This is a genomic window from Methylovorus glucosotrophus, from assembly GCF_009858335.1.
GTDB classification, from domain to species: Bacteria; Pseudomonadota; Gammaproteobacteria; order Burkholderiales; family Methylophilaceae; genus Methylovorus; species Methylovorus glucosotrophus.
The window spans coordinates 219,462-233,286 of record NZ_VMSE01000002.1; the positions used below are offsets into that span (position 1 = coordinate 219,462).

The following is a 13,825-nucleotide window of genomic DNA, read 5'->3' on the forward strand; positions in this document are numbered from 1 at the left end:
TTTTACGCCGGATTAGCTCAGTTGGCAGAGCAGCGCACTTGTAATGCGAAGGTCGTCAGTTCGATTCCGACATCCGGCACCAGTTACCGCCCAGTTAGGGTTTGACAGTACGTGAAATTGTCAGCATAATCTCGGGTTCGGTTTGGAGGGGTGGCCGAGTGGTTAAAGGCGACGGACTGTAAATCCGTTCTCTCAGAGTACGAAGGTTCGAATCCTTCCCCCTCCACCAAATTTAAAGTTGGAGCCAGCGTTGATAACTGGCGAGGCGCGCGGGTGTAGCTCAGTTGGTAGAGCACTTGCCTTCCAAGCAAGATGTCGCGAGTTCGAACCTCGTCGCCCGCTCCAGTTTAAGTAAGAATTTAGTAAAGCGCCCATGTGGCTCAGTGGTAGAGCACTCCCTTGGTAAGGGAGAGGTCGCGGGTCCGATTCCCGCCATGGGCACCACTTCATTAACTTGATAAAGTCGGTTAAAGGAAACGGTAATGGCAAAAGGTAAATTTGAGCGGACGAAGCCGCACGTCAACGTAGGCACGATTGGTCACGTTGACCATGGTAAGACGACGCTGACAGCGGCGATCACGACAATTCTGTCGAAGAAGTTTGGTGGTGAAGCCAAGGCATACGACCAGATCGATGCGGCGCCAGAAGAAAAGGCACGTGGTATTACCATCAACACAGCGCACGTTGAATACGAAACTGCAACTCGCCACTACGCTCACGTAGACTGCCCAGGCCACGCCGACTATGTTAAGAACATGATTACCGGCGCTGCGCAGATGGACGGCGCGATTCTGGTCTGTTCCGCCGCTGACGGCCCGATGCCACAAACCCGTGAGCACATCCTGTTGGCACGTCAGGTTGGCGTACCTTACATCGTCGTGTTCATGAACAAGGCCGACATGGTGGATGACGCCGAGCTGCTCGAGCTGGTTGAAATGGAAATCCGCGAACTGCTCTCCAAGTACGACTTCCCAGGCGATGATATCCCTGTGATCAAGGGTTCCGCCCTGAAGGCACTGGAAGGCGACCAATCCGAAATCGGCGAACCTGCCATCTTCCGTTTGGCAGATGCGTTGGACAGCTACATCCCAACTCCAGAGCGTGCAGTTGACGGCACCTTCCTGATGCCAGTAGAAGACGTATTCTCCATCTCTGGTCGCGGTACTGTCGTTACTGGCCGTATCGAGCGTGGTATTGTGAAGGTTGGTGATGAAATCGAAATCGTAGGTATCAAGCCAACCCTGAAGACCACCTGCACCGGCGTAGAAATGTTCCGCAAGTTGCTGGACCAAGGTCAAGCAGGCGACAACGTTGGCGTACTGCTGCGTGGTACCAAGCGTGAAGAAGTTGAGCGTGGTCAAGTATTGGCCAAGACTGGTTCGATCAAGCCACACACCAAGTTCAGCGCAGAAATCTACGTGCTGGGCAAGGACGAAGGCGGCCGTCACACCCCATTCTTCAATGGCTACCGTCCACAGTTCTACTTCCGTACCACTGACGTAACTGGTGCAGTAGAACTGCCAGCAGGTACCGAAATGGTAATGCCAGGCGACAACGTATCCATCACCGTGGCACTGATTGCCCCGATCGCGATGGAAGACGGTCTGCGCTTTGCGATTCGTGAAGGTGGCCGTACCGTTGGTGCCGGCGTCGTCGCGAAAATTATTGAGTAATCGTTTCTGATCTGACTGGGGCTGCGCGATGTTCATCGTTGCAGCCCTTGTGCGTTCTCCAGAGTTTTAGGCCAGTAGCTCAATTGGCAGAGTATCGGTCTCCAAAACCGAGGGTTGGGGGTTCGAGACCCTCCTGGCCTGCCATTACAACATTAAGTGCGCAACATATATGATTGATAAAATTAAGCTTGTGCTTGCTTTGATACTTGTCGCTGCAGGCGTGGCAGGCTTTTATTTGCTGTCTGAGCATGCGCTGGTTGTGCGAATCCTGGCTGTGTTGGCCGGGATTATTGCTGCTGTCGTTGTTTTCTGGTCCACGCCTTTGGGGCGTGAGGCTTTTGCGTTTGTGCAAGATTCAGCTGCTGAAGCACGTCGCGTCGTTTGGCCAACGCGTAAAGAGACAATACAGACTACCGTTGCAGTCTTCGTGCTGGTAATGGTGATGGCGGTCTTTCTATGGCTGGTTGACATTGGCTTTTTGTGGGGTGTGAAAATGCTGATGGGAAGGGGCGCCTAAGATGAGTATGCGATGGTATGCAGTGCAAGCCTTTTCTGGCTTTGAAAAATCCGTTCAGCGTGGTCTGGAAGAGCGTATTGCTCGTTCAGATTTGCAGGATATGTTTGGTCAGATTCTCGTCCCTGTTGAAGAAGTGATTGAGATGAAAAATGGCCAGAAGGCCATTAGTGAGCGCAAGCTTTACCCTGGGTATGTGTTGGTTCAAATGCAGATGAACGACGATACCTGGCATTTGGTTAAGAGCACTCCGCGAGTGACAGCGTTTATCGGTGGTACCGCTCTCAAGCCCACTCCCATTAAGGATAAGGAAGTTGAGATTATCCTTCAGCGTATGGATGAGAGTAAGAGTAACCCCACCCAGAAGCTTACCTTCGAAAAAGGTGAGTCAGTACGAGTTATTGACGGACCCTTTAAAGATTTTTCTGGCAATGTTGAAGACATTAACTACGAAAAGAGCAAGTTGCGTGTCTCTGTCGTAATCTTCGGACGTGCCACCCCAGTAGAGCTTGATTTCGATCAGGTGGAAAAAGAAGTTTAAGATTTCAGGCTTGCCTTTGGCAGGCCTGTTTGCGTCTTTAAAAATGACGCAGTGGCTGTAGCGTAAGCTGCATTTATTGACGGGGAGCTTTGTAACTAAAGCGCTTGTACCCATTGAGGAGTTTAAAATGGCAAAGAAAGTTGTCGGCTATATCAAGCTGCAGATTCCTGCAGGCAAAGCCAATCCTAGTCCACCAGTTGGTCCAGCACTGGGTCAGCGTGGTTTGAATATCATGGAATTCTGCAAGGCATTCAATGCTGCTACGCAGAGTTTGGAGCCAGGTTTGCCAATTCCAGTGGTCATCACTGCATTTGCAGACAAGAGCTTCACCTTCGTAATGAAGACCCCTCCCGCTACCATTCTGATCAAGAAGGCAGCGAAGATTGATAAGGGTTCCCCACGTCCTCATACCGATAAGGTTGGCAAGATCACTCGCGCTCAAGCCGAAGAGATTGCTAAGACTAAAGCACCTGACTTGACAGCAGGTGATCTGGATGCGGCTGTTCGTACCATTGCAGGTAGCGCACGCAGCATGGGCATTGAAGTGGAGGGTGTGTAAATGGCTAACATTTCTAAACGTTTGCAGGCTCTGCGTGCCAAGGTTGACCGTAATAAAATTTACGCAGCCACCGAAGCCCTTGCTCTGGTAAAAGAAACCGCAACCGCCAAGTTTGATGAGTCGGTAGACGCTGTTATCAATCTGGGTATTGATGCACGTAAATCTGACCAACTGGTTCGTGGCGCTCTCGTATTGCCACACGGCACTGGTAAGACCAAGCGCGTGGCTGTATTTGCCCAAGGCGCCGCTGCTGAAGCAGCCAAAGCCGCAGGTGCAGATATTGTTGGTTTTGAAGATCTGGCTGAACAAGTTAAGGGCGGCATGCTCGACTTTGACGTTGCAATTGCGACTCCTGATGCTATGCGTATCGTGGGTGCCCTGGGTCAAGTGCTCGGTCCACGTGGCCTGATGCCTAACCCCAAGGTTGGTACGGTTACTCCTGACGTGGCTACTGCCGTCAAGAATTCCAAGGCAGGTCAAGTCCAATATCGTACAGACAAGGGCGGTATCGTGCACTGCACTATCGGTCGTGCCTCTTTCGGTGTTGATGCTCTGCAAGCCAACTTGGCTGCACTGGTTGATGCTTTGAACAAGGCCAAGCCAGCATCTTCCAAGGGTGTTTACCTGAAGAAGGTTTCGGTTTCCAGCACCATGGGTGCTGGTGTGCGTGTTGATCAGTCCAGCATCGCTTAATGTAAAACTTGCCAGCCTGGCTGGCATTAAAAGAACTTTGGGCCTGTGGCGGGAACATTCGTCACAGGGTTATCAAAGACCGTAGGAATCTCGCAAGAGATTTAATCGGGGCAGGCTTAAGTTGGTGGCTTGTCTATCCTACGCAGATGGCGTTACCCGAAACAGGATATCAACACAATGTGTACTCCTGATGAAAGGTCGCCGTGGGAAGGTGTTTGCGGGCAACTGCAAATGCTTAATTAACGGAAGGAGAAGACCTTGAGTCTTAATCTTGAGCAGAAAAAGGCAGTGGTTGCTGAGGTCAGCGAGCAAGTCGCAACGGCACAGGCAATCATTCTTGCTGAGTATCGTGGCATTGAAGTAGGGGATATGACTCAACTGCGTGCACAAGCCAGAAAATCCGGTGTGTATCTGCGTGTTCTGAAGAATACGCTGGTGCGTCGTGCTGTTGATGGCACCCCGTTTTCCGGTCTTGCTGACGCAATGGTCGGCCCTCTGGTATTCGGTATTTCTACCGATCCAGTTGCCGCGGCAAAGGTATTGAGTGATTTCGCCAAAGCTAACGACAAGTTCGTTATCAAGGCAGGTGCAATGCCTAACCAGGTCATGGATGCGAAAGCAGTTCAAGCCCTGGCGTCGTTGCCTAGCCGTGAAGAGTTGCTGGCCAAGTTGCTGGGCACCATGCAAGCCCCGATCGCCACTTTTGTACGTACGCTTAATGAAGTACCTACGAAGTTTGCGCGCGGTCTGGCTGCAGTACGTGACCAGAAACAAGCAGCTTAATCAAAATCAAATTATCAGGAGTATTACAAATGGCATTATCTAAAGCAGAAATTCTTGACGCAATCGCGTCGTTGACCGTTCTGGAACTGTCCGAACTGATCAAGGATCTGGAAGAGAAGTTTGGTGTATCCGCTGCAGCTGCTGCTGTAGCTGTTGCTGCAGCTCCTGCTGCAGGCGGCGCTGCTGCCGCTGAAGAGAAAACTGAATTCGACGTAATTCTGGTTTCCGCTGGCGACAACAAAGTGAACGTTATTAAGGCTGTTCGCGAACTGACTTCCCTGGGTCTGAAGGAAGCTAAGGACCTGGTTGACGGTGCTCCTAAGGCTGTTAAGGAAGGCGTATCCAAGGCTGATGCCGATGCTGCCGCCAAGAAGCTGGAAGAAGCTGGCGCTAAGGCCGAAGTTAAGTAATAAGCAATACTGTGGTGCACAGGCTGACGGGAGACCGTCAGCCTTCACCATTTTAAGAAGATATAAAACAGAGGGTTATTTTTAGCACTCTGTTTTCTACCTTCTACCCCCTCTCAGGAGATGCTATGAGCTATTCCTTTACCGAGAAAAAACGTATACGTAAAAGTTTTGCCAAACGTGAAAGCGTGCAGGAAGTACCTTACCTGCTCGCCATGCAATTGGAGTCGTATGCGGCTTTCCTGCAGGCTAATGTGCCCGTCGACAAGCGTGAAAATGCAGGATTGCAAGCCACGTTCAACTCGGTTTTCCCTATTGTTAGCCATTCCGGCAATGCCCGTCTGGATTACGTCAGCTATACCTTGGGTCAAGAGCCTTTTGACGTCAAGGAATGTCAGCAACGTGGCCTGACCTACGCCGCACCTTTGCGCGTCAAGGTCCGCCTAACAATCATGGATAAAGAAGCTTCCAAGCCTACCGTGAAGGAAGTCAAAGAGCAGGAAGTCTACATGGGCGAACTGCCCCTGATGACGGAGAATGGCTCGTTTGTTATCAACGGCACTGAGCGCGTTATCGTGTCCCAGTTGCATCGTAGCCCTGGCGTATTCTTCGAGCATGATCGCGGTAAAACCCATAGCTCGGGCAAACTGCTGTTCTCGGCTCGTATCATCCCTTACCGTGGTTCCTGGCTCGACTTTGAGTTTGATCCAAAGGACTACCTGTATTTCCGCGTTGACCGTCGTCGCAAGATGCCAGTGACCATTCTGCTGAAAGCCCTGGGCTTTACGCCAGAGCAGATTCTGGAAACGTTCTACGATCTGGACACGTTCCATATCAGCGCCAAGGGTGTGCAGTTTGAACTGTTGCCCGAGCGCCTGCGCGGTGAAGTCGCCAAGTTCGACATCATCGATGGCAGCGGCAATGTGATTGTTGCCAAGGATAAGCGCATTACCGTCAAGCATATCCGCGATATGGAAAAAGCTGGCATCAGCAAGATCAATGTGCCTGAAGAGTTTGTACTCGGCCGTGCATTAAGCTCCGGCATTATCGACAAGGAAACCGGTGAAGTTGTGGCGAATGCCAACGACGAAATCACCGAGTCTTTGCTTGAGAAGTTGCGTGAAGCCAAGGTTGGCAAGATTAATACTCTGTATGCCAATGACCTCGATCATGGTGATTACATTTCGCAAACCTTGCGCATTGATGAAATCCCTGACCAATACAGCGCACGCGTTGCGATCTATCGCATGATGCGTCCTGGTGAGCCACCTACTGAAGATGCAGTAGAAGCCCTGTTCGATGGCTTGTTCTTCAATGAAGAGCGCTATGACCTGTCGACCGTTGGTCGCATGAAATTCAACCGTCGTGCATTCCCTGAAAAGATTGAAGAGCGCACTGCTGCCTGGTTGCGTCGCTTCTATGAAAAATCAGGTGCACGTGGTGCTGAAGGTGCTCCGGTTCTCTCCAACGAAGATATTCTGGCCGTTATTGCGGTACTGGTTGAATTGCGCAATGGCCGTGGCGAAATTGACGATATTGACCATCTGGGTAATCGTCGTATCCGTTCCGTTGGTGAATTGGCCGAAAATCAGTTCCGTGCAGGTTTGGTTCGTGTGGAGCGTGCCGTTAAGGAGCGTTTGTCACAAGCTGAATCTGACAACCTGATGCCGCACGATCTGATCAATGCCAAGCCGGTGTCGAGCGCGATCCGTGAGTTCTTCGGTTCATCCCAGCTTTCCCAGTTTATGGACCAGACCAACCCGCTGTCGGAAATTACCCACAAGCGTCGTGTTTCTGCTCTGGGCCCAGGCGGTTTGACCCGTGAACGTGCTGGCTTTGAAGTGCGTGACGTACACTCGACCCATTACGGCCGTGTATGTCCGATTGAAACGCCTGAAGGTCCAAACATTGGTCTGATCAACTCGTTGGCGCTGTACTCACGCACCAATCAGTATGGTTTCCTGGAAACGCCTTACCGTCGTGTTGATGGCAACAAGGTAAGTGACAAGATTGACTTCCTCTCTGCGATTGAGGAAAGCCAATACATGATCGCCCAGGCTAACTCTGAGCTGGATAAGAATGGTCAGTTCAAGGAAGAGCTGATCTCTGCCCGGTACCACAATGAATTCACCATGGCACAGCCTGATCGCGTGCAATACATGGACGTGGCTCCTGGTCAGATTGTGTCGGTAGCGGCTTCCCTGATTCCATTCCTGGAGCACGATGACGCCAACCGCGCATTGATGGGCGCCAACATGCAACGTCAGGCAGTACCATGTCTGCGTGCTGAAAAAGCGATCGTGGGTACCGGCATTGAGCGTACCGTAGCGGTAGACTCCGGCACGACTGTACAAGCCCGCCGCGGTGGTATCGTGGATTACGTAGACTCTGGTCGTATCGTGGTGCGTGTGCATGATGCCGAAGCCGCTGCTGGCGAAGTCGGCGTGGACATTTACAACCTGATCAAGTACACCCGTTCCAACCAGAACACCAACATCAATCAGCGTCCGCTGGTCAAGATTGGTGACGTGCTGGCTCGCGGTGATGTGATTGCGGACGGCGCATCTACCGATATGGGTGAATTGGCGCTGGGCCAGAACATGCTGGTCGCCTTTATGCCATGGAATGGTTACAACTTCGAAGACTCGATTCTGATCTCCGAGCGCGTTGTGGCAGATGACCGTTATACCTCGATCCATATCGAAGAATTGTCCGTGGTTGCCCGTGACACCAAGCTGGGTGCAGAAGAAATTACACGTGACATCTCCAATCTGTCCGAGCGCATGCTTGGTCGTCTGGATGAGTCCGGCATCATCTACATCGGTGCGGAAGTGGAAGCAGGTGACGTGCTGGTCGGCAAGGTAACACCTAAGGGTGAAACTCAGCTGACACCAGAAGAAAAGCTGCTGCGCGCCATCTTCGGTGAGAAGGCTTCCGATGTTAAGGATACTTCCCTGCGCGTGCCTTCCGGCATGTCAGGTACCGTTATCGACGTACAAGTCTTCACCCGTGAAGGCATTGATCGCGACACGCGTGCACAGCAGATCATTGATGATCAGCTGGGTCACTACAAGCAGGATCTGGCTGACCAGATGCGTATTGTGGAAGACGATGCATTCGGCCGTATCCGTCGCCTGATCGAAGGCAAGGTAGCTACAGGTGGTCCTAACAAGCTGAAGAAGGGTGAGACCCTCACCGCTGAGTATCTGGAAAGCATTGGTCGTTATGACTGGTTTGATATTCGCCTGTCTGACGAAGAAGCTGCCCGCCAACTTGAGCAGCTGAAGGACAGTCTGGCACAAGCCCGCGTTGAGTTTGACAGCAAGTTCGAAGAGAAGAAGCGCAAGCTGACTCAGGGCGATGAGTTGCCTCCAGGCGTGCAGAAAATGGTCAAGGTTTACCTGGCTGTTAAGCGTCGTATTCAGCCTGGTGACAAGATGGCCGGCCGTCACGGTAACAAGGGTGTGGTTTCCAAGATTGTGCCAGTAGAAGATATGCCACATATGGCAGACGGTACCCCTATGGATATCGTGCTGAACCCGCTGGGCGTGCCTTCGCGTATGAACATCGGTCAGATTCTGGAAGTTCACCTGGGTTGGGCTGCCAAGGGCTTGGGCATGCGTATTGGCGCAATGCTGCAGGCAGAAACCAAGGCTAATGAAATCCGTAAGTTCATCGACCAGATTTACAACAACAGCAACGGCAAGAAAGAAGACATCAAGTCGCTGACCGACGAAGAAGTATTCGAACTTGCCCGCAATCTGGAACGCGGTGTGCCATTTGCAACGCCAGTGTTTGACGGTGCAACCGAGCAGGACATCCGCGACATGCTGGATCTGGCATTCCCGGATGATGATGCCCGCACACAGCAGCTGCAGTTTGCGGCTGGCAAAACCCAGGTCAAGCTGATTGACGGCCGTTCCGGTGAGCCATTCGAGCGCCCAGTGACGGTTGGCTACATGCACGTACTGAAGCTGCATCACTTGGTAGATGACAAGATGCATGCACGTTCTACTGGTCCATACTCGCTGGTTACTCAGCAGCCATTGGGCGGTAAGGCGCAGTTTGGTGGTCAGCGCTTCGGTGAAATGGAAGTTTGGGCACTAGAAGCCTATGGTGCTTCGTACACCCTGCAGGAAATGCTCACGGTTAAGTCGGATGACGTATCCGGCCGTACCAAGGTCTACGAGAACATCGTCAAGGGCGAGCACAAGATCGATGCCGGCATGCCGGAGTCGTTCAACGTGCTGGTGAAGGAAATTCGCTCGCTCGCTATCGATATTGACCTGGACCGTAATTAAGGAGAATCCGCGTGAAAGCTCTATTAGACTTATTTAAGCAGGTAACACAGGAAGAAGAATTTGATGCGATCAAGATCGCGCTGGCTTCTCCTGAAAAAATCCGCTCCTGGTCCTATGGCGAAGTTAAAAAGCCAGAAACCATCAACTATCGTACGTTCAAGCCAGAGCGTGATGGTCTGTTCTGCGCCAAGATTTTTGGCCCGATCAAGGACTATGAATGCTTGTGCGGCAAGTACAAACGCCTGAAGCATCGCGGTGTCATCTGCGAAAAGTGCGGCGTTGAAGTCACCTTGTCCAAGGTGCGTCGTGAACGCATGGCTCACATCGAGCTGGCTTCACCGGTAGCCCATATCTGGTTCCTGAAGTCCTTGCCAAGCCGTTTGGGCATGGTGCTGGATATTGCCTTGCGTGATATCGAGCGCGTGCTGTACTTCGAAGCATATATCGTGATTGATCCAGGCATGACCCCACTGACACGTGGTCAATTGCTGACGGAAGACGACTATCTGGCCAAGGTAGAAGAGCACGGTGACGAATTCAATGCTGTCATGGGCGCCGAAGCAGTACGCGAACTCCTGCGTACCATGGATGTACACACCGAAATTGAAAAACTGCGTCGCGAGCTGGGTGAAACCGGTTCAGAAGCCAAGATCAAGAAGATCGCCAAACGTCTGAAGGTTCTGGAAGCATTCCAGAAGTCTGGCATCAAGCCTGAGTGGATGATTCTGGAAGTGCTGCCTGTGCTGCCACCAGAACTGCGTCCGCTGGTTCCTTTGGATGGTGGCCGTTTCGCTACTTCTGATCTGAACGATCTGTATCGTCGCGTGATTAACCGTAATAACCGTCTGAAGCGCTTGCTGGAACTGAAGGCCCCTGAAATCATCGTGCGTAACGAAAAGCGCATGCTGCAGGAAGCGGTTGACTCGCTGCTGGACAACGGTCGTCGCGGCAAGGTCATGACAGGCGCCAACAAGCGTCCTCTGAAGTCCCTGGCCGACATGATCAAGGGTAAGGGCGGTCGTTTCCGTCAGAACTTGCTGGGTAAGCGCGTTGACTACTCCGGCCGTTCCGTGATCGTGGTAGGTCCACAGCTCAAGCTGCATCAGTGCGGTCTGCCAAAGAAGATGGCGCTGGAACTGTTCAAGCCATTCATTTTCCACAAGCTGGAAGTATTAGGTCTGGCCACAACTATCAAGGCCGCCAAGAAGAAGGTTGAAGAGGAAGGTCCAGAAGTCTGGGATATCCTGGAAGACGTGATTCGCGAGCATCCGGTATTGCTGAACCGTGCACCTACGCTGCACCGTTTGGGTATTCAGGCATTTGAGCCTGTGCTGATTGAAGGCAAGGCCATTCAATTGCACCCTCTGGTCTGCGCCGCGTTTAACGCCGACTTTGACGGTGACCAAATGGCGGTTCACGTTCCTTTGAGCCTGGAAGCGCAAATGGAAGCCCGCACACTGATGCTGGCATCCAACAACGTGCTGTCTCCAGCCAACGGCGAACCAATTATTGTGCCTTCGCAGGATATCGTGCTGGGTCTGTACTACATGACCCGCGAGAAAAAAGCCGCACGCGGCGAAGGCATGCGTTTTGCCAACGTTGCTGAAGTTCAACGTGTGTACGATGGCGGTCTGATCGATTTGCACGCACGTATCACTGTGCGTATCCGCGAATTCGACATGGAAGTCGATGGTCAGAAGCGCGAAAAGATCACCCGTTACGAAACCACGGTTGGCCGTGCTCTGCTGTCTGAAATTCTGCCAGCTGGCCTGCCATTCAGCGTGATTGACAAGGCACTGAAGAAAAAAGAAATTTCCAAGCTGATCAATGCCAGCTTCCGTAAGGTGGGCATCCGCGAAACCGTTATTTTTGCGGACAAGCTGATGTACACGGGTTACAGCTACGCAACACGTGCTGGTATTTCCATCAGCATCAATGACATGCTGGTTCCGCCTGAGAAAGAGCAATTGATCGCCGCTGCTGAATCCGAAGTCAAGGAAATCGAAGACCAGTATGTTTCTGGTCTGGTGACTCAAGGTGAGCGCTATAACAAGGTGGTGGATATCTGGGGTCGTGCTGGCGATAAGGTCGCTGACGCCATGATGAAACAACTGCGCGAAGAAACCGTGCTGGACGCCAATGGCGATGCAGCCAAGGATGAAAACGGCAAGGTTATCAAGCAAGAGTCGTTTAACGCGATTTACATGATGGCTGACTCCGGCGCTCGGGGCTCTGCAGCACAGGTGCGTCAGCTGGCTGGTATGCGCGGTCTGATGGCGAAACCGGATGGCTCCATCATTGAGACACCGATTACCGCCAACTTCCGTGATGGCTTGAACGTGTTGCAATACTTTATTTCAACCCACGGCGCCCGTAAGGGTCTGGCAGATACCGCGCTGAAAACAGCGAACTCCGGTTACCTGACGCGTCGTCTGGTGGACGTTACGCAGGATCTGGTGGTGACTGAGCTGGATTGCGGCACGACTGAAGGCCTGGTCACCAAAGCGCTGGTCAAGGGTGGTGAAGTAGTTGAGCCATTGCATGACCGTATTCTGGGTCGCGTAGCCGCGTTGGATGTGATCAACCCTGAAAATCAGGAAGTGGTTTACCCAGCAGGTACCTTGCTGACAGAAGATGAAGTTGAGCATATTGATGCCCTGGGCATTGATGAAGTCAAGGTGCGCACTGCACTGACTTGCGATACTCGTTACGGTATTTGCGCAAAATGCTACGGTCGTGACTTGGGTCGCGGCAAGCTGATCAACATCGGTGAAGCTGTCGGTGTGATTGCGGCGCAATCCATTGGTGAGCCTGGTACCCAGCTGACCATGCGTACTTTCCACATCGGTGGTGCGGTATCGCGTGCGGCTTCTATCAGTCAGGTAGAAAGCAAGTCGAACGGTATTGTCAGCTTCACTTCCACCATGCGTTATGTGACCAATGCCCGTAATGAGCAAGTGGTGATTTCGCGTAATGGTGAAGCCGTGATTCACGACGAAAATGGTCGTGAGCGCGAGCGTCATAAAGTGCCTTATGGTGCGACGCTGCAAGTGACAGATGGCAAGCAAGTGAAGGCTGGTCAGGCTCTGGCTACCTGGGATCCGCATACCCGCCCGATCATTACTGAATACGCTGGTCGTGTGAAGTTTGAAAACGTCGAAGAAGGTGTGACCGTTGCCAAGCAGGTAGATGAAGTCACTGGTTTGTCCTCTCTGGTGGTTATTGATCCCAAGCAGCGTGCTGGTCAATCCAAGGGCTTGCGTCCGCAGGTGAAGTTGCTCGATGCCAATGGTGTTGAAGTCAAGGTTGCCGGTGGCGATGCCTCTGTTAACGTGACATTCCAGCTGGGTTGCATCATTACCGTGAAGGATGGCCAGGAAGTAGGCGTGGGTGAAGTACTGGCGCGTATCCCGCAAGAGTCTTCCAAGACCCGTGATATTACCGGGGGTCTGCCGCGCGTTGCCGAGCTGTTTGAAGCACGTTCACCTAAAGATGCTGGCATGCTGGCGGAAGTTACCGGTACTGTTTCCTTCGGTAAGGACACCAAGGGCAAGCAACGTCTGGTCTTCACCGACCTGGATGGTGTATCCCATGAGTTCCTGATTCCTAAGGACAAGCACGTGACGGCGCATGACGGTCAAGTTGTGACCAAGGGCGAAAGCATTGTTGACGGTCCGGCAGATCCGCAGGATATCCTCCGTCTGCAAGGTCGTGAGGCATTGGCTCGCTACATCATCGATGAAGTGCAGGATGTGTATCGTCTGCAAGGCGTTAAGATCAATGACAAGCACATCGAAGTTATTGTGCGTCAGATGTTGCGTCGTGTACGTATCACCGATGCTGGCGATACCAACTTCATCATGGGTGAACAGGTTGAGCGTGCAGATGTGTTGTCGGAAAACGAACGCGTCATTGCCGAAGACAAGCGTCCAGCCAGCTATGAGTTTGTCTTGCTGGGTATTACCAAGGCATCGCTGTCGACAGATTCGTTCATTTCTGCCGCTTCCTTCCAGGAAACGACACGCGTACTTACCGAGGCTGCAATCCTTGGCAAGCGCGACGAACTGCGCGGTCTGAAAGAAAACGTGATCGTTGGTCGTCTGATTCCTGCAGGTACAGGGCTCGCATATCACGAAACACGCAAGCGTCAATCGGCCGGGGTGGATGCAGCACCAGCCGTTATCGAGGAAGCGATTACTGAAGTTGAACCGCAGCAAACACCAGCAGAAGAAGCCGCTGGAAATGTATAGTTGCTTGACAACCTATTGAACGCTAAATAAAATGCTATGTTTTCCGGGATGGCGCTTGTCGCCGTCCCGTAATTTTTAGCGAGCTAACAAATTTAAAGGCTAAA

9 protein-coding genes and 5 tRNA genes are annotated in these 13,825 nt (G+C 52.2%); all 14 read left to right on the forward strand.

All coding sequences use genetic code 11. The annotated features are described in order from the left end of the window. Positions 1-6: 6 nt before the first annotated feature. The 14 genes from FNL37_RS12080 to rpoC all read left to right on the forward strand — a co-directional run bounded on the left by FNL37_RS12080 (position 7) and on the right by rpoC (position 13,721). Positions 7-82: transfer RNA gene (locus FNL37_RS12080), tRNA-Thr, on the forward strand. Between the two features lie 62 nt (positions 83-144). Further along, a tRNA-Tyr gene (locus tag FNL37_RS12085) sits at positions 145-229 on the forward strand. A 40-nt stretch (positions 230-269) separates the two neighbouring features. Next, positions 270-345: transfer RNA gene (locus FNL37_RS12090), tRNA-Gly, on the forward strand. A 24-nt stretch (positions 346-369) separates the two neighbouring features. Continuing rightward, positions 370-444: transfer RNA gene (locus tag FNL37_RS12095), tRNA-Thr, on the forward strand. A 38-nt stretch (positions 445-482) separates the two neighbouring features. Continuing rightward, positions 483-1,673, forward strand: a complete 1,191-nt coding sequence (gene tuf / locus FNL37_RS12100; protein WP_013441116.1) for an elongation factor Tu — start codon at positions 483-485, stop codon at positions 1,671-1,673. 68 nt (positions 1,674-1,741) lie between these two features. Further along, positions 1,742-1,817: transfer RNA gene (locus FNL37_RS12105), tRNA-Trp, on the forward strand. Positions 1,818-1,824: 7 nt separating this feature from the next. Further along, on the forward strand, positions 1,825-2,190 hold the full coding sequence (gene secE / locus FNL37_RS12110; RefSeq protein WP_255348597.1) for a preprotein translocase subunit SecE: 366 nt from the start codon (positions 1,825-1,827) through the stop codon (positions 2,188-2,190). A 1-nt stretch (position 2,191) separates the two neighbouring features. Then, positions 2,192-2,728 (forward strand): transcription termination/antitermination protein NusG, encoded by a 537-nt coding sequence (gene nusG, locus FNL37_RS12115; RefSeq protein ID WP_013441118.1) that lies wholly within the window; start codon positions 2,192-2,194, stop codon positions 2,726-2,728. 127 nt (positions 2,729-2,855) lie between these two features. Then, a complete protein-coding gene (rplK, locus tag FNL37_RS12120) occupies positions 2,856-3,287 on the forward strand; it encodes a 50S ribosomal protein L11 (RefSeq protein WP_013441119.1) in 432 nt (143 codons plus the stop codon). Then, positions 3,288-3,980, forward strand: a complete 693-nt coding sequence (gene rplA, locus FNL37_RS12125) for a 50S ribosomal protein L1 (RefSeq protein WP_211371970.1) — start codon at positions 3,288-3,290, stop codon at positions 3,978-3,980. Between the two features lie 258 nt (positions 3,981-4,238). After that, the gene (gene rplJ, locus FNL37_RS12130) at positions 4,239-4,763 is read left to right on the forward strand and encodes a 50S ribosomal protein L10 (RefSeq protein WP_015829258.1); all 525 of its coding nucleotides are present in this window, start codon (positions 4,239-4,241) and stop codon (positions 4,761-4,763) included. Between the two features lie 29 nt (positions 4,764-4,792). After that, complete coding sequence (gene rplL, locus FNL37_RS12135) at positions 4,793-5,173, forward strand: 50S ribosomal protein L7/L12 (protein WP_013441122.1); 381 nt, start codon at positions 4,793-4,795, stop codon at positions 5,171-5,173. 125 nt (positions 5,174-5,298) lie between these two features. Continuing rightward, positions 5,299-9,471: a DNA-directed RNA polymerase subunit beta gene (gene rpoB / locus FNL37_RS12140; protein ID WP_013441123.1), complete on the forward strand. Its 4,173-nt coding sequence runs from the start codon at positions 5,299-5,301 to the stop codon at positions 9,469-9,471. 11 nt (positions 9,472-9,482) lie between these two features. Next, a complete protein-coding gene (gene rpoC, locus FNL37_RS12145; protein WP_013441124.1) occupies positions 9,483-13,721 on the forward strand; it encodes a DNA-directed RNA polymerase subunit beta' in 4,239 nt (1,412 codons plus the stop codon). Positions 13,722-13,825: the final 104 nt, after the last annotated feature.